The 21,746-nt window shown below is 74.5% G+C and carries 23 protein-coding genes and 1 tRNA gene; 14 read left to right on the top strand and 10 right to left on the bottom strand.

Annotation, left to right across the window (positions count from 1 at the left end):
• On the top strand, positions 1-1,780 hold a 1,780-nt coding region (locus IE321_RS28020; RefSeq protein ID WP_373316645.1), incomplete at its 5' end, for a peptidoglycan binding domain-containing protein.
• A 187-nt stretch (positions 1,781-1,967) separates the two neighbouring features.
• Here IE321_RS28020 and IE321_RS28015 read toward each other — a convergent pair.
• Positions 1,968-2,330 (bottom strand): DUF1304 domain-containing protein, encoded by a 363-nt coding sequence (locus IE321_RS28015; protein ID WP_043230461.1) that lies wholly within the window; start codon positions 2,328-2,330, stop codon positions 1,968-1,970.
• A 239-nt stretch (positions 2,331-2,569) separates the two neighbouring features.
• On the opposite strand from IE321_RS28015, the gene IE321_RS28010 reads away from it, so the two are divergent.
• A tRNA-Ala gene (locus IE321_RS28010) sits at positions 2,570-2,644 on the top strand.
• 77 nt (positions 2,645-2,721) lie between these two features.
• Positions 2,722-3,507 (top strand): inositol monophosphatase family protein, encoded by a 786-nt coding sequence (locus tag IE321_RS28005; protein WP_043230481.1) that lies wholly within the window; start codon positions 2,722-2,724, stop codon positions 3,505-3,507.
• Positions 3,508-3,682: 175 nt separating this feature from the next.
• On the opposite strand, the gene IE321_RS28000 is transcribed toward IE321_RS28005, so the two are convergent.
• Both IE321_RS28000 and IE321_RS27995 read right to left on the bottom strand, forming a co-directional pair.
• Positions 3,683-4,540, bottom strand: coding sequence for a transglutaminase family protein (locus IE321_RS28000; RefSeq protein ID WP_226651338.1), 858 nt, complete (start codon positions 4,538-4,540; stop codon positions 3,683-3,685).
• A gap of 7 nt (positions 4,541-4,547) precedes the next feature.
• Positions 4,548-5,603 carry a GNAT family N-acetyltransferase gene (locus tag IE321_RS27995; protein WP_190224976.1) on the bottom strand — a complete coding sequence of 352 codons (1,056 nt, stop codon included), beginning with the start codon at positions 5,601-5,603 and terminating at the stop codon, positions 4,548-4,550.
• 112 nt (positions 5,604-5,715) lie between these two features.
• Here IE321_RS27995 and fdxA point away from each other — a divergent pair, with 112 nt between their 5' ends.
• Positions 5,716-6,036 (top strand): ferredoxin, encoded by a 321-nt coding sequence (fdxA, locus tag IE321_RS27990; protein WP_030747280.1) that lies wholly within the window; start codon positions 5,716-5,718, stop codon positions 6,034-6,036.
• 91 nt (positions 6,037-6,127) lie between these two features.
• Complete coding sequence (locus IE321_RS27985; protein ID WP_190224975.1) at positions 6,128-7,222, top strand: bifunctional succinyldiaminopimelate transaminase/glutamate-prephenate aminotransferase; 1,095 nt, start codon at positions 6,128-6,130, stop codon at positions 7,220-7,222.
• A 69-nt stretch (positions 7,223-7,291) separates the two neighbouring features.
• Here the strand turns inward: IE321_RS27985 and IE321_RS27980 are convergent, their stop codons facing one another.
• Both IE321_RS27980 and IE321_RS27975 read right to left on the bottom strand, forming a co-directional pair.
• Positions 7,292-7,741, bottom strand: a complete 450-nt coding sequence (locus IE321_RS27980; protein ID WP_190224974.1) for an ATP-binding protein — start codon at positions 7,739-7,741, stop codon at positions 7,292-7,294.
• Between the two features lie 334 nt (positions 7,742-8,075).
• On the bottom strand, positions 8,076-8,993 hold the full coding sequence (locus IE321_RS27975; RefSeq protein WP_043230448.1) for a hypothetical protein: 918 nt from the start codon (positions 8,991-8,993) through the stop codon (positions 8,076-8,078).
• Positions 8,994-9,022: 29 nt separating this feature from the next.
• Here IE321_RS27975 and dapE point away from each other — a divergent pair, with 29 nt between their 5' ends.
• Entirely contained in the window at positions 9,023-10,138 is a 1,116-nt protein-coding gene (gene dapE / locus IE321_RS27970) for a succinyl-diaminopimelate desuccinylase (RefSeq protein WP_190224973.1), read from the top strand.
• Between the two features lie 73 nt (positions 10,139-10,211).
• Positions 10,212-10,961, top strand: coding sequence for an LOG family protein (locus IE321_RS27965; protein ID WP_043230443.1), 750 nt, complete (start codon positions 10,212-10,214; stop codon positions 10,959-10,961).
• A gap of 180 nt (positions 10,962-11,141) precedes the next feature.
• Here IE321_RS27965 and folP read toward each other — a convergent pair whose 3' ends face one another.
• Entirely contained in the window at positions 11,142-12,002 is an 861-nt protein-coding gene (gene folP, locus IE321_RS27960; protein ID WP_190224972.1) for a dihydropteroate synthase, read from the bottom strand.
• Between the two features lie 121 nt (positions 12,003-12,123).
• Here folP and IE321_RS27955 point away from each other — a divergent pair, with 121 nt between their 5' ends.
• Positions 12,124-12,450, top strand: a complete 327-nt coding sequence (locus tag IE321_RS27955) for a DivIVA domain-containing protein (protein WP_043230437.1) — start codon at positions 12,124-12,126, stop codon at positions 12,448-12,450.
• Positions 12,447-13,031: a DNA-3-methyladenine glycosylase I gene (locus IE321_RS27950; protein WP_190224971.1), complete on the top strand. Its 585-nt coding sequence runs from the start codon at positions 12,447-12,449 to the stop codon at positions 13,029-13,031. Before IE321_RS27955 ends, IE321_RS27950 begins: the two co-directional genes overlap by 4 nt.
• Positions 13,032-13,056: 25 nt before the next feature.
• Here the strand turns inward: IE321_RS27950 and IE321_RS27945 are convergent, their stop codons facing one another.
• The 3 genes from IE321_RS27945 to chcB all read right to left on the bottom strand — a co-directional run bounded on the left by IE321_RS27945 (position 13,057) and on the right by chcB (position 16,444).
• Entirely contained in the window at positions 13,057-14,289 is a 1,233-nt protein-coding gene (locus IE321_RS27945; RefSeq protein ID WP_190224970.1) for an FG-GAP-like repeat-containing protein, read from the bottom strand.
• Positions 14,290-14,313: 24 nt separating this feature from the next.
• Complete coding sequence (locus tag IE321_RS27940) at positions 14,314-15,555, bottom strand: FG-GAP-like repeat-containing protein (protein ID WP_190224969.1); 1,242 nt, start codon at positions 15,553-15,555, stop codon at positions 14,314-14,316.
• Positions 15,556-15,640: 85 nt separating this feature from the next.
• Complete coding sequence (chcB, locus tag IE321_RS27935) at positions 15,641-16,444, bottom strand: 2-cyclohexenylcarbonyl CoA isomerase (protein ID WP_043230430.1); 804 nt, start codon at positions 16,442-16,444, stop codon at positions 15,641-15,643.
• A gap of 311 nt (positions 16,445-16,755) precedes the next feature.
• Here chcB and IE321_RS27930 point away from each other — a divergent pair, with 311 nt between their 5' ends.
• Complete coding sequence (locus tag IE321_RS27930) at positions 16,756-16,923, top strand: DUF3117 domain-containing protein (protein WP_009997451.1); 168 nt, start codon at positions 16,756-16,758, stop codon at positions 16,921-16,923.
• A 95-nt stretch (positions 16,924-17,018) separates the two neighbouring features.
• Here IE321_RS27930 and IE321_RS27925 read toward each other — a convergent pair whose 3' ends face one another.
• Entirely contained in the window at positions 17,019-17,684 is a 666-nt protein-coding gene (locus tag IE321_RS27925) for an O-methyltransferase (protein WP_043230428.1), read from the bottom strand.
• A gap of 142 nt (positions 17,685-17,826) precedes the next feature.
• On the opposite strand from IE321_RS27925, the gene sigE reads away from it, so the two are divergent.
• The 4 genes from sigE to IE321_RS27905 all read left to right on the top strand — a co-directional run bounded on the left by sigE (position 17,827) and on the right by IE321_RS27905 (position 21,732).
• Positions 17,827-18,582, top strand: coding sequence for an RNA polymerase sigma factor SigE (gene sigE, locus IE321_RS27920; RefSeq protein ID WP_079022446.1), 756 nt, complete (start codon positions 17,827-17,829; stop codon positions 18,580-18,582).
• Positions 18,579-19,430: a zf-HC2 domain-containing protein gene (locus IE321_RS27915; RefSeq protein ID WP_043230473.1), complete on the top strand. Its 852-nt coding sequence runs from the start codon at positions 18,579-18,581 to the stop codon at positions 19,428-19,430. The genes sigE and IE321_RS27915 overlap by 4 nt, the downstream gene beginning before the upstream one ends.
• Positions 19,431-19,506: 76 nt before the next feature.
• On the top strand, positions 19,507-21,165 hold the full coding sequence (locus IE321_RS27910) for a S1C family serine protease (protein WP_190224968.1): 1,659 nt from the start codon (positions 19,507-19,509) through the stop codon (positions 21,163-21,165).
• A 111-nt stretch (positions 21,166-21,276) separates the two neighbouring features.
• A complete protein-coding gene (locus IE321_RS27905; protein WP_043230422.1) occupies positions 21,277-21,732 on the top strand; it encodes a sec-independent translocase in 456 nt (151 codons plus the stop codon).
• The last annotated feature ends 14 nt before the right edge of the window (positions 21,733-21,746 follow it).

The raw sequence follows: 21,746 nt of genomic DNA, 5'->3' as shown, positions 1-21,746 counted from the left end.
GGGCGGCCCCGCCGCCCCGGCGGCCCCCGCCCCGAAGGCCCTCGGCGGCCCGCCGACCCCCGGCACCGGCTTCGCGGGCTCCGCGACCGCCGGCGTGCCCACGGTCGGCAGCACGCCCTCCAGCCGCCCCGTCAGCAACCCGCTGTACGACACCGGCACCCTCCCCGGCTACGACGGCACCCCCGCCGCCGGCGTCCCCCTCTACGACGGCCCCCCGCCCGGCACGCCCGCCGGCGGGACCCCGGCGTACGACGGCACGCCCGCGGCCGGCACGCCGATGTACGACGGCACCCCGTCCGCCGGCACGCCGATGTACGACGGCACGCCCGCGGCCGGCACCCCCCGGTACGACGGCCAGCCCACCGGCCCGACCACGGGTGCCAGTGGCATCGCCGGCCTCGGCGGCGGCGCGCCCCGGCGCCCGGCCATGCCGAAGCGCCCGGGCGGCCCGGCGGGCGGCCCCCTGGCGGGCGGTCCGGCCGCCGGTGGCCCGATGACCGGTGGCCCGATGACCGGCGGTCCCGGTCCGCGCGGAGCCGGCGGCCCCGCGCCGCGCATGTCCGACGACACCGCGATCCTGACGCCGCAGCAGCCGGCGCCCGCGCCCGGCGCGGGCCGGCCGGGCGCGGGCGGCCCGGGCGCCCCCGGCGGCCGGGTGTCCGGTGACACCCTCACCAGCGGCATCCCCGTCGTCCCCCCGGCCGGCGGCCGCCCCGGTCCGAACGCGCGCCCCGACGGCCCCCAGGGCGGGGCGCCCCGCCCCGGCCGCCAGGAGCAGGCCCCGAAGCCCGCCCCGGCGCCCAAGCCCGCGCCGAAGCCCGCCCCGGCCAAGAAGGGCCGCTCCAAGCTGGTCCTCGCCGCCGTCGGCGTCGTCGGCCTCGCCGGTGTCGCCTACGGCGCCGGACTCCTCCTCAACCACTCCGACGTCCCCAAGGGCACCACCGTCCTCGGCGTCGACATCGGCGGCGGCACGAAGGAGGAGGCCGTCAACAAGCTGGAGGCGCAGCTCGGCAAGCGCGCCGCGACCCCCCTCCAGCTCACCGTGGGCGGCAAGAAGGTGCAGCTCGCGCCCGACAAGGCCGGACTCACCCTGGACAGCCAGGAGACCGTCCGCGCCGCCGCCGGCAGCGACTACAACCCCGTCTCGGTGATCGGCTCCCTCTTCGGCGGCGAGCGGGTCGCCAAGCCGGTCTTCCCGGTGGACGACGAGAAGCTCGCCGTCGCCCTGCGGGACCTCGCGGGCGCCTCCTCGTCGGCGACCGAGGCGACGATCCTCTTCGCCCCGAACAAGGTCACCGCCGTCGAGGGCAAGCCCGGCAACGGCCTCGACGTCCAGCGCTCGATGATCTCCGTCAAGGACGCCTTCCGGGCCCAGGTGGAGACCGGCCGGAACAAGGTCGTCGAGCTCCCGGTCAGCGTCCTGAAGCCCTCGGTCACCAAGGCCGAACTGGACCGGGCGATGAAGGAGTTCGCCACCCCCGCCATGTCCGGCCGGATCACCGTCCAGGCCGGCGGCAAGAGCATCGACTTCGGTCCCGCCCGCTCGCTGCCGCAGATCCTCTCCATGAAGGCCGTCGACGGCCACCTGGTGGAGGTCTACGACAAGAAGGCGATCACCCGGCTCCTCGAAGGCACCTTCAAGGGCGTCATGATCACCAAGGGCGACGGCTCGAAGCACGAGGTCTCCGCCGACGACGTCGCGTTCGTCATGCGCGACGCCCTCCGGGGCAAGACCAAGGCCGAGCGCACCGCGACGATCGACCTCACCGGCAAGGGCTGAGCCCCCGCCGCCGCCCGGCCCGGCCCCCGTCCTCCCCCGAGGCCGGGGGCCGGCCGCGTACGGGCGCCGCGGCGGAGCCCGCACCGGGCGTCCGGAGCCGCGCGGCGGGCCGCCCCACCCCTCGCCGCCGTACCGCGGCCTCTCGGCCCGCGGCCACCGCGCCGGGGGAGTCCCCTCCGCCCGCCCCTCACCCGGCGACGAGCACCGCGGACAGGGCGAGCGCGCCGGGCAGCGCCTGCGCGTAGAGGATCCGGCGGTTGGCGGTGGCGGCGCCGTACAGCCCGGCGATCACGACGCACGACAGGAAGAACACCCGCACCCGGAACCCCGTCGGCTCGTCGGAGACGAGCCCCCAGACGAGCCCGGCGGCGAGGAACCCGTTGTAGAGCCCCTGGTTGGCCGCCATGGCGGCCGTCTCGCGGGCGAGCCGGGCGTCGAAGCCGGAGAAGCGCCGGCCCGTCTCCTTCTCCCACAGGAACATCTCCATCACGAGGATGTAGAAGTGCAGGAGCGCGATGAGGGCGACGAGGATGTCGGCGGTCAGCGGCATGGACCCATTGTGGTCGGACAGGCGGCCGCGCCCCGGACACGCCGCGCGGACGCGGACGCCGCCGATCGCCCCCGACCCGCCCGCCGCCCCGGGGTCCGAGGCGCGCGGTCGCCCGCCGCGTCCTGCTCGCGCCCGCCCGGCCGGGGGACGGCTTCCTCCTCCTTCGAGCGGCCGTGAAGCCCCTGGGAAAACCCGGTTGGAGGCGCCCGCGGGGCACGTCTAGACTCGGGGGCCTGGGAGCGGGGTCGTAGCACAGAGGTAATGCGCCGCGATGGCATCTCGGAGGACGCCGGTTCGAATCCGGTCGCCCCGCTCCCTCCTGACGCCCCCTCGGCGTGGCTCCCCGGTGAATCCCCGGCGGCTCCCGGCCCGCCCCGCGTACCCTCGGCCCATGATCATCCAGGAGCTCTCCGACGCCGAGGTCGCCGCGACCGCCGCCCGTGCCGGTGCCGAGGTCGTGCGCGGCCTCTACGGGCGGGAACTCGACCGGGTCGACAAGGGCGCGGGCGACTTCGCCACCGCCGCCGACCTGGCGGCCGAGCGGGCCATTCTGGACGTGCTGCGGGCCGCCCGGCCCGACGACGCCGTGCTCGGCGAGGAGGGCGGGGCCCAGGGCGCGGCCGGGGGCCGTCGCCAGTGGCTCGTGGACCCCCTCTGCGGCACCCTCAACTACGCGGTCGGGAACAAGCTCGTGGCCGTCAACGTCGCCCTGCGCGGCGGGGCGGCGGCCGTGGCCGACCCGTTCGGCGGCCTGTTCCGCACCGACGGGACGACCGCCTGGGACGAGGACGGGGAGGTCCTCGCGCCCACCGCCGCCACCGGACTCGTCGACGTGAACCTGGACCCGCCGTTCCCGGGCGCGCCCGGCTTCCGCGCCGTCGACCTGCTCGCCCACCCCGACTTCGTCGCCGGCTTCCGGCCCCGGGTGGTGTCGACGACGCTCGCGCTCGCCTGGGTGGCGGCGGGACGCCGGGCCGCGTACGTGACGGACGGCGGCGACCTGTCCGGCAGCGTCCACTTCGCCGCCGGCATCGCGCTCTGCCGGGCGGCCGGCTGCGTCGTCACCGGCCTCGACGGCACCCCGGTGGGGGAGGACGGCGCACGCGGGCTCGTGGCCGCCGCCGACACCGCCACCCACGCCCGCCTGATGACGATGATCCGCTCCCTCGCGGGGTGAACCGGCGCCCCTAGGGCCTGTCCGACCATTCCCGTCGGGTCCGGCCCGTCCGGCACGCACGCTCGCCGCACGGCCGAAACGCCCGAGTAGCGCCGCTACGAGGAGGCCCCGGCCGCACGCCGATCGCACGCACCGGACGACCCGGCCTGATCCGACGCCCATGGTCGGACAGGCCCTAGTTGAGCCGGGCGCGCGCCGCCTGGGCCCGGTGGCGGATCGCCGCGGCCGTGTCCGGGTCGACCGCGTCCATGATCTGCGCGTACGCCTCCATCTCCGCCGCCCCGGTCAGGAAGTCCCCGCGCTGGACCAGGAGTTCGGCCCGCTCGTAGCGCAGGCGCGCCGGATGGGAGGGGAGCAGCAGGGCCAGCTCCACCGCCCACAGGGCCACGTCGGAGTGCTCGGGGCGGGGGGTCGCCCAGGCGCGGATGTTGCCGAGGATGCGGAGCACGATGGCGCCGGGCTCGGCGGGGCGCAGCATCGAGCGGTCCAGGGCCTCGCCGGTCGCGCTCGCCACGAGCAGCTCGGCGTCCTCGGCGGTCATCGGGCGCCCGCCCGCGAAGGGGTCGGCGAGGTCGAGGTCGGCCGGGTCGCCGAAGCCGACGACGAAGTGGCCGGGCAGGCCGAGGCCGTACACGGGCGCGCCGGCCCGGCGGGCGACCTCCATCCACACCACGGAGAGCAGGATCGGCAGGCCCCGGCGCCGCCGGAGCACCTCGTGGAGGAGGGAGGACTCCAGGCGCTGGTAGTCGGCGGGGACGCCCTCGAAGCCCTCCCGGCCGCCGAGGAGCGCCGCCAGCTCGTCCTTCCAGGCGCCGGTGTGCCGGGTGGCGTACGGGACGAGCCCGGCGAGCCGGTCCAGCTCGACGTCGGCCTCGACGAGGTCGTGCTCGGTGACGGTGGGGTCGGCGACGGCGCAGATCAGCAGGCAGAGCCGGGCGAGGTCGGGCCGCTCGGCCCGGGCCTCCTCCGCGAACTCCCGCCGCCGGTCGGGCGGCCGGCCGGCCGGTGGTGTCAGGGGGTCCTCCGCGCTCACGCCGCGCTCACGCCTCCGCCTGCCGGTAGTGGTGGTAGTGGTGGTGCACCACGAAGCCCATCCCCTCGTACAGCGCCCGCGCGCCGTGGTTGTCGGCCTCGACCTGGAGCCAGGCCGCCGAAGCGCCCTCGTCGAGGGCCTGTGCGGCGAGGGCGGCCATGACCGCGGTGGCCAGGCCCCGGCGGCGGTGCGCCGGGTCGACCTCCACCGCCATGAAACCCGCCCAGCGGCCGTCGACGACACAGCGGCCGATGGCGGCCGGCACCTCTCCCGTGCCCGCGACGGACGCGAACCACACACTCGGGCCCGAGGTGAGCACCTGCCGCACCGCCGGGCTCGTCCGGGTGAAGCGCTGGTACCGGTGCAGCCAGGCGTCGTCGAGCGTCCGGGAGAGGCGCACCTCGGCGGGGCCCGGCTCCCGGTCGGCGAGCGGCGCGAGCGCGCCGATCCGCAGCTCGGCGGTGACCTCGCGCCGCCAGCCGAGCCGCTCCAGCTCGGCGCAGAGCAGTTCCTGGGTGCCCTCGGCGCCGGTGGCGGTCTGGACGTACGCGGGCAGCCTCCGGTCCGCGTACCACTGGCGCACGGCCTCCAGGGCCTCGGCGACGGGCAGGCCCGGATCGCCCGCGGGGAGGACCGAGTTGGCCCGGCGGGTGAAGCCCACCCGTCGTCCGGCCACCGCCCCTCCAGGACGGGCCTCGCCCGGCTCCTCCTGGATCGCGGCCCTGAGCGTCCACGCGCCGAGCGCCTCGCTCTCGACCGGCTGCCACGCGCGCGCGGCGGCCCGGGAGAGCTCGGGGAAGGTGGCGGCGGGCCCCGCGCGGCGGGCCGGGGCGGGGGGCACGATCTTGCCCGCGACCAGGCGGAGTTCCGCGATCCGGACGGTCTCGCCGCTCTTTCGTGTGATCGTGAGCACACCCTCGTCCCATGATGTGAGAACCCCGACCGCGTCGGTGAAGCGGCCACCCGCCGACGCGGAGTCCGTCACGTACCGAACGGAGACACGTTTTCCCACGTCAGCCCTGGTGACACGGACCTCAAGTCGGCCTCCGCCGGTGATTTCCACAGCTTCTCCGCCCCTCCTGTTCGGATCGCCCCCAAGAACGGAGATACTAGGTGCGGGCATCGACGACACCGCGCTCCCGCGCAGACCAGCCCTACCGAGGAGGAACGACAGCGTGACCTACGTCATCGCGCAGCCTTGTGTCGACGTCAAGGACAAGGCTTGCATCGAGGAGTGCCCCGTCGACTGCATCTACGAGGGCAAGCGATCTCTCTACATCCACCCGGACGAGTGCGTCGACTGTGGAGCCTGTGAGCCGGTGTGCCCGGTCGAGGCGATCTTCTACGAGGACGACACCCCGGAGGAGTGGAAGGACTACTACAAGGCGAACGTCGAGTTCTTCGACGACCTGGGTTCGCCCGGTGGCGCTTCCAAGCTCGGTGAGATCGACCGCGACCACCCCTTCATCGCCGCCCTGCCGCCGCAGAACGGCTGATCTTTCGCTGCACCCGCTCTCGGTCCCGTACGGCTCCGCCGCCGTGCGGGACCGAGGCGTATCGCGTACGTACGAGGAAGTGAGCCAACCCGTGAGCGCAGTCTCTTCGCGCCTGCCCGTCTTCCCCTGGGACAAGCTGGAGCCGTACAAGAAGACGGCCCTGGCGCACCCGGACGGGATCGTGGACCTGTCGGTCGGCACGCCGGTCGACCCGGTTCCCGCGCTGATCCAGGAGGCCCTGGTGGCCGCGGCGGACTCGCCGGGCTATCCGACGGTCTGGGGCACGCCGGCGCTGCGCGACGCGCTCACCGACTGGTGCGGGCGGCGCCTCGGCGCGACCGGCTTCGCCCACGAGAACGTGCTGCCCGTGGTCGGCTCCAAGGAGCTCGTCGCCTGGCTGCCGACCCAGCTGGGACTCGGCGCCGGCGACAAGGTGGCCTACCCGCGGCTCGCCTACCCGACGTACGAGGTCGGCGCGCGGCTCTGCGGTGCGGAGGCGGTCGTCTACGACGACCCGACCGAGCTCGACCCGGCCGGCCTGAAGCTGCTCTGGCTCAACTCCCCGTCCAACCCCACGGGCGAGGTGCTGCCGAAGGACGAGCTGACCCGGATCGTGGCCTGGGCCCGCGAGCACGGCGTCCTCGTCTTCTCCGACGAGTGCTACCTCGAACTGGGCTGGGAGGCCGACCCGGTGTCGGTCCTGCACCCGGACGTCTGCGGCGGCTCGTACGAGGGGATCGTCGCCGTCCACTCGCTCTCCAAGCGTTCCAACCTGGCGGGCTACCGCGCGGCGTTCATCGCCGGTGACGCGGCCGTCCTCGGCGAGCTGCTCCAGATCCGCAAGCACGGCGGCATGATGACGGCGGCGCCGGTCCAGGCCGCCACGGTCGCCGCCCTCGGCGACGACGCGCACGTCGCCGAGCAGCGGGAGCGGTACGCGGCCCGGCGCGCCGCCCTGAAGGCGGCCCTGGAGGCCCACGGCTTCCGCATCGAGCACTCCGAGGCGAGCCTCTACCTGTGGGCGACCCGCGACGAGCCCTGCTGGGACACGGTGGCGTACCTGGCGGAGAAGGGCGTCCTGGTGGCCCCGGGCGACTTCTACGGCGAGGCGGGCGCCCGCTTCGTGCGGGTGGCCTTCACGGCGACGGACGAGCGCGTCGCGGCGGCGGTCAAGCGCCTCTCCTGACGGCGGGCGGTACGCGGAAGGGCCCGGGCGCGTGGAGCGCCCGGGCCCTTCCGCGTGTCCGCCGCCGGCTCAGCCGATCGGCAGGCCGCCGAGCGGCTGGCCCGCGAGGGCGCCGCCCAGCGCGCCGTCGGTGCGGGTGTAGCCGGCGCTGTCGGCGCCGGCACCGGCCGTCTGGCCCAGCGCCTGGCCGGCGCCGCCCGCGGTCTCGCCCGCGATCTTCTGCGCCGCCGGCGTCGCGGTCCTGCCGGCCGCGCCCACGGCCTTGCCGGCCGCCGGGACGGCCGTGCCGACGGCCTGGCCGCCGGTCGCGCCGGCCACGCCGGTCGTGGTCTGCGCGGCACCGTCGACGGCCGAGCCCGCGTTCGCCGCGTCCAGCGCGGTCAGGCCGCCGAGGGCGCCGGTCGGCGCGAGGCCGTGGTCCAGGGCGCTCGCGGAGCCGGCCGCACCGACCACGGGGGCTGCGCCGGCCGCGACGATCAGGGCGGCGCGGGCGATCCGGCGGGTCAGGGGGAGGGACATGGTGCTCCTTCGACGGGAGAGACGGTGGTGACGTTTGCCTTTGCGGGCTGCACAACCGAGCCGGGGGCGGGGGAGGTTGCGGGCGTCGAAGGTAAAGGGTGGGCAATGCGTCGTATTGTCGGGTGGGGAGGAAAGCGGACGAACGGCGCCTGTCGACGCGGCCTGCCGAACCGTCACTTCCCTTGTGCCCCAAGCACCCCGGGCTCCCCGCGCGCCCCGGCGCGCGAGCGGGCTCCCGGCCCGGCCCTTACCCCGCTCCGGGCGACCCCTCCGCACACCAGTCCACAGGGCCCCGGCGGGCGGGAACGCCCCTCCAGGGGCCGGGAAGGGCCCGTCAGCGGGTGAGGCGGAGGTGGACCGTGGGGGGCTTGGGAGCGGCGTCGCCCGCGGAGGGGGCCGACTCCCAGTCGCCGCCCGAGTCGTCCGCCCGCCACACCTTGCCCCCGTACGACACCTCCGCGACCCGCAGCGTCGAGGCCCGCGCCACCGCCCACTGGGCCAGCTCCCAGCCGCGCCGGTCCGGCCCGCGGACGGGGACCTGGAGGTCGACGGGCTCCGCTGCGGACCGCCCCGCGGCGGGGCCGCCGGAGACGGAGGTGGGGGCCGCGGACTCGCCGAAGGCCCGGACCAGCTCCGTACGGACGAGGGCGGGGTCGCCGGGGCCGCCCTCCTTGAGGTCCGCCGTGCACGACAGGGCGGCCGGAGCCCGCCCGGTCAGCGCGGCCGACAGCAGCGTCGCGTCCGGCTCGTGCTTGGCGTACGCCTGCGGGAAGCCGCTCTTCTGCACCTTCTGCGCCGCCACCGTCAGCGGCATCCGCGAGTAGCCGGGCACCTTCTCCAGGCCCTCGTAGAACTTCCCGGCCGAGTACACCGGGTCCATGATCTGCTCCGGAGTGCCCCAGCCCATGGACGGCCGCTGCTGGAAGAGGCCCAGCGAGTCCCGGTCGCCGTGCTCGATGTTGCGCAGGGCCGACTCCTGGAGCGCGGTCGCCAGCGCGATGGTCACGGCCCGCTCCGGCAGCCCCCGGGAGGTCCCCACCGCCGCGATCGTCGCCGCGTTCGACGCCTGCTCGGGGGTGAACTCGTACCGGTTGTCCCCGCTGCCCACCGCGCACCGGGGCGCGCCCTTGCTACCGGTCACCTGATGGATACCGATGTACGCCGCGAGGCCGCACAGGACGGCGAGGGCGGCGGCCGAACGGGCGAGTCGGCCGCGACGGGCGGGGCGGGGGGAGTCGGACACGGGGCCCACCGTACTGGAGGCCGGGTTAGGGTCGGCATATGGCTGACATCACCCCGCAGGAGACTGCCCAGGAGACCCCGCTCGACCTCACCCGGGACGGGGCCGAGCTCACCGCCGACCTCGTCGACTTCGCCTCCGTCAGCGGGACCGAGAAGCCGCTCGCCGACGCCATCGAGCGGGCCCTGCGGGCCCTGCCGCACCTGAGCGTCGACCGCTACGGCAACAACGTCGTCGCCCGCACGCGGCTCGGCCGCGCCGAGCGGGTCGTCCTCGCCGGCCACATCGACACCGTGCCGATCGCCGACAACGTGCCCTCCCGGCTCGACGAGGACGGCGTCCTGTGGGGCTGCGGCACCTCCGACATGAAGTCCGGCGTCGCCGTGCAGCTCCGGATCGCCGCCACCGTCCCCGAGCCCAACCGCGACCTCACCTTCGTCTTCTACGACAACGAGGAGGTCGCCGCCGACCTCAACGGCCTCGGGAAGATCGCCGCCGCCCACCCCGACTGGCTGGAGGGTGACTTCGCGGTCCTCCTGGAGCCCTCCGACGGGCAGGTCGAGGGCGGCTGCCAGGGCACGCTCCGCGTCATCCTGCACACGGCCGGCGAGCGCGCCCACTCGGCCCGCTCCTGGATGGGCTCCAACGCCATCCACACCGCCGCGCCGATCCTCGCCCGCCTCGCCGCCTACGAGCCGCGCAAGCCAGTCATCGACGGCCTGGAGTACCACGAGGGCCTCAACGCGGTCGCGATCCAGGGCGGCGTCGCCACCAACGTCATCCCGGACGCCTGCTCGGTCACGGTCAACTACCGCTACGCCCCCGACCGCTCCCCGGCCGAGGCGCTGGCGCACGTCCGCGAGGTCTTCGCCGACTGCGACATCGCCGAGTTCGTCGTCGACGACGAGAGCCCCGGCGCGCTGCCCGGCCTCTCCCACCCGGCCGCCGAGGCGTTCATGAAGGCCGTCGGCGGCACCGCGATGCCCAAGTTCGGCTGGACCGACGTCTCCCGCTTCAGCGCGCTCGGCGTGCCCGCGGTCAACTACGGACCCGGCGACCCGATCTACGCGCACAAGCGGGACGAGCACGTGCACACCGACCGGATCCACCACTGCGAGGCACGGCTCCACGACTGGCTGACCGCCCGTCTCCCGTAATTTCGCATTTCGTCACCTCAGTGGTCCTACGCTGACCCAACAGAAAGATCTGGATCGGCGGAGGGAGCAGGCCATGGGCATTCCCGAGGGAGTGGCGAAGCCGGAGGAGCAGCGGCTGGGTCCGGTGCTGAGGCGGAGGGACCAGGTCCAGCCGGGCACCACGGACCAGCGGCTGCTCGACACCGAGGGCGACTCGGAGTGGGTGCACACCGACCCCTGGCGGGTCATGCGGATCCAGTCCGAGTTCGTCGAGGGCTTCGGCGCGCTCGCCGAACTGCCGAGCGCGATCAGCGTCTTCGGTTCGGCCCGGACGAAGCCGGACTCGCCCGAGTACGAGGCGGGCGTCCGGATCGGCCGGGCGCTGGTCGAGGCCGGCTTCGCGGTGATCACCGGCGGAGGCCCGGGCGCCATGGAGGCGGCCAACAAGGGCGCCCGGGAGGCCAAGGGCGTCTCGGTCGGCCTCGGCATCGAGCTGCCCTTCGAGCAGGGGCTCAACCAGCACGTCGACATCGGCGTGAACTTCCGGTACTTCTTCGTCCGCAAGACGATGTTCGTGAAGTACGCGCAGGGCTTCGTCGTCCTGCCCGGCGGCCTCGGCACCCTCGACGAGCTCTTCGAGGCGCTGACGCTGGTGCAGACCCGCAAGGTGACCCGCTTCCCGATCGTGCTGTTCGGCACGGAGTACTGGAAGGGCCTGGTCGACTGGCTGCGGGACTCGGTGGTGGCGGGAGGCAAGGCGAGCGAGCGCGACCTGCTGCTCTTCCACGTGACGGACGACGTGGACGAGGCGGTGGCGCTGGTGACGAAGGAGACGGGGAAGTAGGAACCGGCCCCGGCCCCCGCCCCCTCGGCCTCCGAGGCGCGGGGTCCGGGGCCGAGCCCCCGTAGCGGGAAGGGGCGGGGTGGAGGGAGAGGTCGCCGGAGGCGTGCCCTTCCCTCCACCCCGCCCCTTCCCGTCACGTCGGCCCGCGCCGCGCTCCCGTCACGCCGCGCCGCGCTCCCGCTACGCCAGCCCGCGCCGGGCGACGGCGGGTGCCCGGTGCCCGGCGATCGAGGCGACCATGTCGAGCACCTGCCGGGTCTCGGCGACCTCGTGGACGCGGTAGACCCGCGCCCCGAGCCACGCCGAGACGGCGGTGGTCGCCAGGGTCCCGAGGACCCGTTCCTTCACCGGCCGGTCCAGGGTCTCCCCGACGAAGTCCTTGTTGGAGAGCGACACCAGCACCGGCCAGCCGGTCTCCGCCATCTCGCCGAGCCGGCGGGTGGCCTCCAGGCTGTGCCGGGTGTTCTTCCCGAAGTCGTGCCCCGGGTCGATCATGATCCCGTCGCGCCGCACGCCCAGCGAGACCGCCCGCTCGGCGAGGCCCACGGTGACCCGCAGGATGTCGGCCATCACGTCCTCGTACTCGACCCGGTGCGGGCGGGTGCGCGGCTCGGCGCCGCCGGCGTGGGTGCAGACGAGGCCCGCGCCGTACTTCGCGGCGACCTCCGCGAGCCGGGGGTCGACCCCGCCCCACGCGTCGTTCAGCACGTCCGCGCCGGCCTCGCAGACCGCCTCGCCGACGTCCGCGCGCCAGGTGTCCACGCTGATCACCACGTCGGGGTGGCGGCGGCGGACCTCCGCGACGAAGCCGACCGTGCGGCGGGCCTCCTCCTCGGCCGTGACCTCCTCGCCGGGACCGGCCTTGACCCCGCCGATGTCGATGATCGCGGCGCCCTCGGCGACCGCCTGCTCGACCCGGGCGAGCGCCGGCTCGTCGCGGAAGGTCGCGCCCTGGTCGTAGAAGGAGTCGGGGGTCCGGTTCACGATCGCCATGATCACCGGCTCGTGCGGCCCGAATTCCCGCCGTCCCAAGCGCAGCATCCCTTTTGTCCTCCCTCGCGACCGGTCGACGGCGTCCTGTGCAGTCGTCTGTGACCCTAACCGTCGGTGGCGCATGGCACGATCGGCACGGGACGTTTTCCACTCCGGGAGAGGCGCGCTGGTGTTCTGGTTTCTGCTCATCACGATGGTCGTGGTCGTCGCGGCCGTGACCCTCGCCGTGGTCGGCGGCGGCGACAGCGAGGTGCTGCCCGACGCGGCCCCCGAGCAGCTGGTGGACCCGCTGCCGCTGAGCCGCCCGGTCGGCCGTGCCGACGTCGAGGCGCTGCGGCTGCCGGTCGCCGCGCGCGGCTACCGGATGGAGGACGTCGACGACGTCCTGGACCGGCTCGCCGCCGAGCTCGCCGAGCGGGACTCCCGGATCGCGGAGCTGGAGGCGGCCCTCGCGGGCGCGCCGGCCGGTGAGGGCGCGGAGGGCGACGAGCGATGACCGGCGGGGCGATCCCCGGCCCGGACGGGCTGCCGCGCTGCCCGTGGGGCCTGTCCGCCGAGGACTACACCGCCTACCACGACGAGGAGTGGGGCCGCCCGGTCCACGGCGACGACGCCCTCTTCGAGCGGCTCTGCCTGGAGGCGTTCCAGTCGGGTCTGTCCTGGATCACGATCCTGCGCCGCCGGGAGGGCTTCCGGCGGGCCTTCTCGGGGTTCGGCATCGCGTCCGTCGCCGCCTTCGGGGACGCCGACCGCGAGCGGCTCCTCGCCGACGAGGGCATCATCCGCAACCGCGCCAAGATCGACGCGACCCTCGCCAACGCGAAGCTGCTCGCCGACTGGGCCCCCGGCGACCTGGACGCCCTGATCTGGTCGTACGCCCCCGACCCGGAGACCCGCCCGGCCCCCCGCACGCTCGCGGACGTCCCGGCGGTCACCGACGAGTCCACGGCCCTGTCGAAGGCCCTCAAGAAGAAGGGCGTCCGCTTCGTCGGCCCGACGACGGCCTACGCCCTGATGCAGGCGTGCGGCCTGGTCGACGACCACCTCGCGGACTGCGCGTCCCGGGGCGGGCGCTGACCACCCGCTCCGGGACGCGCGGGGGTCAGAAGACGAGCACCCGCGGGGCGTTGTCCCAGCCCATGTTGGCCTCCGGCCCGGAGACGCCGCCCCGGCCGGTGCCCGGGTAGACGTACAGCTGCCCCTGGATGGTCCGCATCAGGTCCGGGCGGCCGTCGCCGGTGACGTCTCCGGTGGCGAGCACCGGCTCGTTCGAGGGCCAGGCGTACGGCATCCGGACGCGGGAGCCGAAGGTGCCCCGGCCGTTGCCCGGGTAGAGCCACAGGGTGCGCGAGCCGTCCCGGGCGACCAGGTCGGACCTGCCGTCCCCGTTCATGTCGCCGGGCGCGGCCAGCGCGTTCATCGCGTTCCAGCCGCCGCCGACCTTCTTGCGGGCGCCGAAGCCGCCGCGGCCGGTGCCGGGGTAGGTCCACAGCACGCCGGCGGTGTCCCGGGCGAGCAGGTCGCGCCGGCCGTCGCCGGTGAGGTCGCCGGCCGCCTCGATCTCCCGCATGGAGTTCCAGCCGCCGCCGACCTTCAGGCGCGGCTTGAGTCCGCCGCGGCCGGTGCCGGGGTAGAGCCAGAGGACGCCGGAGCGGTCCCGGGCGTAGACGTCCTCGGTCCCGTCGCCGTTGTGGTCGCCGTGCCGGACGAGCTGGGTCATGGCGTTCCAGCCGCCGCCGATCAGCAGGCCCTTGGTCCGCCATTCGGCGTCGTGCCTGCCGTTCAGGAGCCACAGCTTCCCGTCGTCGGCGCGTTCGAGCAGGTCGGCGATGCCGTCGTTGTTCATGTCGCCGAACCGGGAGACGGCCGGGAGGCCGGCCGGGCGGGGATGGTCCATGGAGGTCCAGTCCATCCACCCGTAGCCGTAGTCGGCCTCCCAGGAGGTGCTGCCGAGCCGGATGGAGCTGATCTTGTTGTCGAGTTCGCCTTCGTAGCCGTGCCAGCCCAGGTCGTCGTTGCCGTATTCCTGGCGGGGGTCGATCTGGATGGAGCTGTTCCCCGAGTAACCGGCGTCCGTGTGCGCGACGGCCCACTTGTCGCTGCGGTTGATGTAGGACGAGATGGTGTTGTCCCAGACGCCCAGGGTCGACTGGCTCGACGAGATGATCTTCATCTGGCCGCCGAACTGCGCATACTGGAAGACGCAGAAGCTGCCCTGCGGGCAGCGGGACGCGTCCGCCGAGGCGGTGGGCGCGGCGGTCAGGAGCGTGGCCAGGGAGGCCGCCGTGGTCACGGCCGCCGCCAGGGCGCGCCGGAGTCCGGTGGTGCGCTTCATGCGCGGTGTTCCCTTCGGGAAAGGTCAGAAGACGAAGGTGGTGGACCGGAGCTGGCCGAGGTCGCGGGGCGCCCGGAGGCGGCCGTCGGCGGTGCCGGGGTAGACGCGCAGGCCCATCGTCCACGAGGCGGACGCGGCGCCGAGGTGGGCGACCAGGTCGGGGCGGCCGTCACCCGTGACGTCGCCGAGGCCGGCGAGCTCCCGGTGGGCGTTCCAGCCGCCGTCGCCGATGAGCTTGCGGGTGCCGAAGCCGCCGCGGCCGGTGCCCGGGTAGAGCCAGAGCCTGCCGGTGGTGTCGCGGGCGACGAGGTCCGCCCTGCGGTCGGAGTTCATGTCCCCGGCGCCGACCAGCTCGTTGATCGCCTTCCAGCCGCCGCCGACCTTCCTGCGGGCGCCGAAGCCGCTGCGGCCGGTGCCCGGGTAGGTCCACAGGACGCCGTCGCCGTCGGAGGCGAGCAGGTCGCCCCTGCCGTCGCCGGTGAGGTCGCCGGCCGCGGCCAGGTCCCGCATGGAGTTCCAGCCGCCGCCGACCTGGCGGCGCGGCTTGAAGGCGCCGCGGCCGTCGCCGGGGTAGAGCCAGAGCGCGCCGGAGCGGTCGCGGGCGTAGGCGTCCTCGTTGCCGTCGCCGTCCTGGTCGCCGTGGCGGGTCAGCGCGGTCATCGCGTTCCAGCCGCCGCCGACGAGCCGGGTCACGCCCGGGGTGTCGTAGTCGTGGGCCGTCCAGAGCTGGCCGAGCAGGTTGCGGCCGGCGACGTCGGCGTGGCCGTCGTTGTTCAGGTCGCCGAAGCGGCCGTCCGCGGGGAGCGCGGCGGGCCGGGTGCCCACGTAGTCGTAGAGGACCGGGTAGCGGCTCTCGCTCCCGCAGAAGTCGTCGGCCTCGGGGCCGACGTCGAGGGAGCTGACCGCACGGTCGAGCTCCGGGTAGGGGCTCTCGTCGAAGGAGTCGCCCGAGTAGAAGTGGACCGCGCCCTCGGGGTCGAGCCCGGGGTTCGGCGAGAAGCAGACGGCGTCGGAGAAGCCCCGCAGTTTGACCACGAAGGAGCGGATGCGGTTGTCCCAGGCGCCGAGCGACGCCATGGGACCCCGGACGACGAGCATGTCGCCCCGGTACAGCGGCTCGCTGAAGACGCAGACCGTGCCGTCGGGGCAGCGGTCGTAGCCGTCCGCCGCGGCGGCCGGAGCGGACAGGGCCGTCGCGGGCAGGCCGAGTGCCAGACCCGCGACGAGGACACCGCGCAGCAGGCGCGCGGAAGGAGAAGGACGCACGGAACCCCCCAGGTATGTGCGTACGTGAGTGGCCGGATCCTAGTGGTCCGGACCACCCGCGTACGAAACGGGGCCCCGGGATCCGTCACCTGCCCAGGTACTTCGGCCTCTCCTTGGCGAGGAAGGCGCGGACCGCGATGGTGTGGTCCTCGGAGGCGCCGGCGAGGGTCTGGAGCTCGTCCTCCTTGTCGAGGGCCTCGTCGAGGGAGTGGTCGGCGCCGTAGGCGACGGACGCCTTGAGGGCCGCGTAGGCGACGGTGGGGCCCTCGGCGAGCTTCCGGGCCAGCTTGAGCGCCTCGGCGGGCAGCTCGGCGGCCGGGACCAGGCGGTTCGCGATGCCCAGGTCGTACGCCTCCTGGGCGGTGAGGGTGCGCGGGAAGAGCAGCAGGTCGGAGGCGCGGCTCTGGCCGATGAGGCGGGGGAGCGTCCAGGACATGCCGGAGTCGGCGGTGAGCGCGACGCCCGCGAAGGAGGTGTTGAAGGAGGCGGTGTCGGCGACGATCCGGTAGTCCGCGGCGAGCGCGAAGCCGAAGCCGGCGCCGGCGGCGACGCCGTTGACCGCGGCGATCACGGGCTTCTTCATGCCGGTGAGGGCCCGGACGATCGGGTTGTAGTGGTCCCGGACCGTGGTCATCGTGGCGCGGGTGCCCGACTCCTGGTCCTGGAGCAGCAGACCGACGTGCTCCTTGAGGTCCTGGCCGACGCAGAACGCCCGGTCGCCCGCCGACGTCAGCAGCACCGCGCGGACCGCCGGGTCGGCGGCGGCCGCCTCGGCCGCGTCCCGCAGCGCCGTCTTGGCGGCGATGTTCAGCGCGTTCATGGCCTCGGGCCGGTTGAGCGTGATGGTGGCGAGCCCGTCGCTCACTTCGTACAGGACCGTGTCGGCCATCGGGACCCCTTCGTCTCGTGGATGGGCTGATCCGCCCAGCATGACGGAGATCACCCGTACCGCCCATGTGAGCTGCGTCAAAGAATCGGGGTCCGCGGAGCGACCCGCGGCGGCGAAGTATCGCAGGCCCGACGCCGAAATGTGTGGTTTTGCGGGAGCGCGTTGCCCAAGCGATGCGGATCGATGTTGGTCATCGGGTCCTGCGATGCGGGATAATGACCTGGAAGCAATGTGTTCGAAGCCGGTGACGCTGCTCCGTGGCACGGAGCTGCCCGGTTGGAGATGAGCTGGTTTCAGGAAGGGGAACGAGCATGGCGGCCATGAAGCCGCGGACGGGTGACGGCCCGCTCGAGGTGACCAAGGAGGGGCGGGGCATCGTCATGCGCGTTCCGCTCGAAGGCGGCGGTCGGCTCGTGGTCGAGCTGACCCCGGACGAGGCCGAGGCGCTCGGTGACGCCCTGAAGAAGGTCGTCGGCTGACCCTCCCCGTAATTCCTGCACCGCTGCCCCGGTACGGCCCCGCCGTCCGGGGCAGCGGCACGCCGGGGCCGGTCCGCGCCGGGCCCGGGGGCGGTTCAGCCGCGCCGCACCGCGCAGAGCAGGCCGTCGCCCACCGGCAGCAGCGTCGGGAGCAGCTGGGAGCTCTCCCGGACCGTGCGCAGCAGCTCGCGGACCCGCTGCACCTCGCCCGGCTGGGCCCCGGAGTCCACCGTGCGGCCGTCCGCGAAGACGCCCTCGAAGCACACCAGACCCCCAGGTCGGAGCAGGCGCAACGATTCAGCGAGATAGTCCGGGTACTCCCCGCGGTCGCCGTCGCAGAACACCAGGTCGTACCCGCCGTCCGCCAGCCGCGGCAGCACGTCGAGCGCCCGGCCCGGGATGAACCGCGCCCGGTTGCCGGCGAAGCCCGCCGCACGGAACGCCGTCTTCGCGAACTGCTGGTGCTCCGGCTGCACGTCCACCGTCGTCAGGGTGCCGTCGGGGCGCATCCCCAGCAGCAGGTAGATGCCCGACACGCCGGTGCCCGTACCGATCTCGGCCACCGCCTTCGCGTCCGCCGACGCGGCCAGCAGACGCAGCGCCGCACCGGTGCCCGGCGACACCGAGGGCAACCCTGCCTCGCGGGCCCGTGCCCGGGCCCAGCGCAGAGCGTCGTCCTCGGCGACAAAGGCGTCGGCGAACGCCCAGTCCGTCTGCCGGTTGGCGGTAATGGCCCTCTCCTGTCCCCTTAGTTGGCGCAACGGTGACTGTATCCGCTGTCAGCGGGAACCCGCAGATGGGACCGGGCGTTCACCAGGGGAAGGACGCGCTCGTGAACCGGTGGGCGACCCCGATTCAAATGCGCGTAAAGATTCTTATCCGGAGCTAACGGGCGAGGTGGCTATGGTAGGGGCTCCACTGGACACCACCAGAGCCGATAGGGGAGGTGCGGCTGCGCCTGTGGATCGGAGAGGGGCGCTGCGGCGTCTTCTCAGGTCGGCGGGTGAGCCGAAATCCGTGACCGACACCGCTGACCAGCTCCACACCGACACCGCACCCACCACCGCGACCTTCGCATCGGATGCGGAATCGCAGGCGTGGACTCCGCCCACCTGGGAGGAGATCGTCAGCACGCACAGCGGTCGTGTCTACCGCCTGGCCTACCGCCTCACCGGCAACCAGCACGACGCCGAGGACCTCACCCAGGAGGTCTTCGTCCGCGTCTTCCGCTCGCTGTCGACGTACACCCCGGGCACCTTCGAGGGCTGGCTGCACCGCATCACCACCAACCTCTTCCTCGACATGGTCCGCCGCAAGCAGCGCATCCGCTTCGACGCGCTCGCCGACGACGCCGCCGAGCGGCTCCCCAGCCGTGAGCCCTCCCCCCAGCAGGTGTTCAACGACACCCACTTCGACGCCGACGTCCAGCAGGCCCTCGACACCCTGGCGCCCGAGTTCCGCGCCGCCGTCGTCCTCTGCGACATCGAGGGGCTCTCGTACGAGGAGATCGCCGCGACCCTCGGCGTGAAGCTCGGCACCGTCCGCAGCCGGATCCACCGCGGCCGCTCCCACCTGCGCAAGGCCCTCAAGCACCGCTCGCCCGAGGCCCGGGCGGAGCGCGCCCTGGCCACCGTCGGATGGGAGGCCGGGACAGCGTGAGCGGCACCCGTCCCCCGTCACCGAGTCCCGCGGAGCACCACCTCGGGGACCGGCTCGCCGCGCTCGTCGACGGCGAGCTCGGTCACGACGCCCGCGAGCGGGTCCTCGCCCACCTCGCCACCTGCGCCCGCTGCAAGGCCGAGGCGGACGCCCAGCGCGCCCTGAAGAGCGTCTTCGCCTCCAGCGGCGCCCCGCAGCCCTCCGAGGGCTTCCTCGCCAGGCTCCAGGGCCTGCCCGGCGGTCCCGGCGAGCCCGGGCGCTCCCCGCTGGAGCAGCTCCTCGAAGCAGGCGGGGTGAAGAGCGACGGCTTCGCCACCGCGACCCCCGCCGCGCCCGACACCGGCACCGGCTTCCGGGTCCACGCCGTCACCCCGGCGGGACGCGGCCGGCGCTTCGCCGTGGCCGCCGCCGGCGCGGTCTCCTTCGCCGCCATCGCCCTCGGCGGCGCCCTGCCCGTCGACGGCACCCTCAACACCGCCGCCCGCGGCGGACAGGGCACCGGCACCGCGGTCACCCCGCTCCGCGCCGGCGCCTCCGCGGGTCCCGGCTCCGCCTCCGGCGCCGCGACCGGCCGCTCGGACCGCTCCGAGCGCTCCGCCGGCGGCGCCCAGGCCTTCGGCAGCGCGCCGCTGGTCCCGGGCGGCACCGTCCCCTCGGGAGCCGTCCCCGCGGACGTCGACCGGGCCGGTCCGGTGCCGGCCGTGCGGCTCCGGGCGGTGCAGGCGCAGTCGCTCTTCGCGCTCTCGCCGTTCATACGGCCGACGGCCCCCGCTCTCCAGCTGGCCCTCGGCCCGGCACCCAGTCCGGCCCCCAGCCCGCCCGGCATCCCGCCGGGCTCCCCCCGCTGACCCCCGACCTGGTTGAATCCTCGGTCAGAGCGCCCGAACACCGGGGCGCTCACGGGTCTGCGGTTGCGGGGATAACATGAACGACGGGAAGCCGAACTGGTGGAGCCGGCCCTCGACGCCCCCGGAGGCGGCGCGGATACCCACGCCGTCCCCGGCGGAGGAGGGTGACTTCCCCCTCCAGGCCCCGGATCCGGCCGAGTCCGCCGTGCCGGAGCCGGCCGCGGAGGCGCCCGCCGCCCCCACGGTCGACATGACGAAGGAGCCCGCCGCGGCCGAGCCCACGCCGTCCGAGCCCGCGCACGCCGTTCCGGCCCCGGCCGTCACGGCGGCGGAGCCCGTACCGGCCCCCGAGACGCGGGCCGCCGCGCCCGCGCCGGCCGCCCCGCGGCCGCTCCACGAGCCCGACGAGTACCGGACGCCGCCCTACGGCGAGCCCGGGCCGTGGGCGCCCGCGCCGCCCGTGCAGCACCCCGCCGCGCCCGTACCGCCCCCGCAGGCCGCCGTACCCCCGCAGGGCGCCGTCCCGCCCCCGCAGGGGCCCGTGCCGCCGCACGCCTGGGGCCAGTACGACCCCTGGGGCGCCGGCCCCGGAGCCGTACCCCCGCCCCCGCGGAAGAAGTCCCGGCGCGGCCTCGCCCTCGTCGGCGCCCTCGCCTTCGCGCTGCTCACCGGAGTCATCGGCGGCGGCGTCGGCGCCTATGTCGAGCGCAACGGCGGCATCGGCACCGTCGAGCTGCCGCAGGCCGAGGCCGGCAGCGCCGACCGGGCGCCCGACAGCGTCGCCGGCATCGCCGCAGGCGCCCTGCCCGGCGTCGTCACCCTGCACGTCAGCGGCGGCGGCTCCGCCGGCACCGGCACCGGCTTCGTCCTCGACAACCGCGGCCACATCCTCACCAACAACCACGTCGTCGACGCCGCCGCCACCTCCGGCGACATCACCGTCACCTTCTCCAGCGGCGAGACCGCCTCCGCCAAGCTCATCGGCAAGGACACCGGCTACGACCTCGCCGTCGTCCAGGTCACCGGCGTCCGCGGCCTCAAGCCCCTCCCGCTCGGCAACTCCGACGACGTTCGCGTCGGCGACCCCGTCGTCGCCATCGGCGCCCCCTTCGACCTCTCCAACACCGTCACCTCCGGCATCATCAGCGCCAAGGAGCGCCCGATCACCGCCGGCGGCGAGAAGGGCGACGGCAGCGACATCTCCTACGTCGACGCCCTCCAGACCGACGCGCCCATCAACCCCGGCAACTCCGGCGGCCCGCTCCTCGACGGCAAGGGCCGCGTCATCGGCATCAACAGCGCCATCCGCGCCGCCGGCGGCTCCGGCGAGGGGGACGGCGGCAGCGGCGGCCAGGCCGGCTCCATCGGCCTCGGCTTCGCCATCCCGGTCAACCAGGGCAAGCGGGTCGCCGAGGAGCTCATCAACACCGGCAAGGCCACCCACCCGGTCATCGGCGTCAGCCTCGACATGCAGTTCAACGGCGACGGCGCCCGCGTCGGCGACAAGGGCAAGGACGGCACCCCCTCCGTCACCCCCGACGGCCCCGCCGCCAAGGCCGGCCTGCGCCCCGGCGACGTCATCACCAAGGTCGACGGCCAGCGGGTCCACAACGGCGAGGAGCTGATCGTGAAGATCCGCGCCCACCGCCCCGGCGACGCGCTCGCCCTCACCCTGACCCGCGACGGCCGGGAACTCACCAGGACCGTCACGCTCGGCTCCGCCCAGGGCACCTGAGCACGCCGGGCACCCGAGGTACATGTGGCGGACATCGCAAGGTACCCGTCCGGCAGCCCGGGCGGGTACCGTGGTCCGGGCCGTCCTGGTCCGGCGTGAAGGAGTAAATGGGTGTTCAGCGACATAGGCGCACTCGAGCTGGTGACGCTCATCGTCCTCGCCGTGCTCGTTTTCGGGCCGGACAAGCTGCCGAAGGTCGTCCAGGACGTCTCGCGCTTCATCAAGAAGATCCGGGAGTTCTCCGACAGCGCCAAGGAGGACATCCGCAGCGAGCTCGGCCCGGACTTCAAGGACTTCGAGTTCGAGGACCTCAACCCGAAGACCTTCATCCGCAAGCAGCTCGACGGCAACGAGGACCTCGGCGAGCTCAAGGAGCTGCGCTCCACCTTCGACCTCCGCAAGGAGATGAACGAGGTCGCCGACGCGGTCAACGGCCGCGAGAGCGCCCCCGCCGCCGCGCCCGCCACCGCCCCCGCCCAGGTGAACGGTTCCGCCCCCGACCTGCTGAAGAAGCAGGACAAGCCCGCCGCGCCCGAGCACCCGCCGTACGACTCCGACGCCACCTGACACGGGCGGTCACC

The organism is Streptomyces hydrogenans, assembly GCF_014656075.1.
Lineage (GTDB): Bacteria > Actinomycetota > Actinomycetes > Streptomycetales > Streptomycetaceae > Streptomyces > Streptomyces hydrogenans.
This window is presented reverse-complemented; position numbering and strand designations above follow the sequence as displayed.

Bases quoted from the DNA above. Each gene is read 5' to 3' on its own strand.
- IE321_RS28015 (WP_043230461.1), bottom strand. From the start codon at position 2,330: ATGCCGCTGACCGCCGACATCCTCGTCGCCCTCATCGCGCTCCTGCAC.
- IE321_RS28005 (WP_043230481.1), top strand. From the start codon at position 2,722: ATGATCATCCAGGAGCTCTCCGACGCCGAGGTCGCCGCGACCGCCGCC.
- IE321_RS27980 (WP_190224974.1), bottom strand. From the start codon at position 7,741: ATGTCCCTCCCCCTGACCCGCCGGATCGCCCGCGCCGCCCTGATCGTC.
- dapE (WP_190224973.1), top strand. From the start codon at position 9,023: ATGGCTGACATCACCCCGCAGGAGACTGCCCAGGAGACCCCGCTCGAC.
- IE321_RS27965 (WP_043230443.1), top strand. From the start codon at position 10,212: ATGGGCATTCCCGAGGGAGTGGCGAAGCCGGAGGAGCAGCGGCTGGGT.
- folP (WP_190224972.1), bottom strand. From the start codon at position 12,002: ATGCTGCGCTTGGGACGGCGGGAATTCGGGCCGCACGAGCCGGTGATC.
- IE321_RS27950 (WP_190224971.1), top strand. From the start codon at position 12,447: ATGACCGGCGGGGCGATCCCCGGCCCGGACGGGCTGCCGCGCTGCCCG.
- IE321_RS27945 (WP_190224970.1), bottom strand. From the start codon at position 14,289: ATGAAGCGCACCACCGGACTCCGGCGCGCCCTGGCGGCGGCCGTGACC.
- chcB (WP_043230430.1), bottom strand. From the start codon at position 16,444: ATGGCCGACACGGTCCTGTACGAAGTGAGCGACGGGCTCGCCACCATC.
- IE321_RS27930 (WP_009997451.1), top strand. From the start codon at position 16,756: ATGGCGGCCATGAAGCCGCGGACGGGTGACGGCCCGCTCGAGGTGACC.
- sigE (WP_079022446.1), top strand. From the start codon at position 17,827: ATGGTAGGGGCTCCACTGGACACCACCAGAGCCGATAGGGGAGGTGCG.
- IE321_RS27910 (WP_190224968.1), top strand. From the start codon at position 19,507: ATGAACGACGGGAAGCCGAACTGGTGGAGCCGGCCCTCGACGCCCCCG.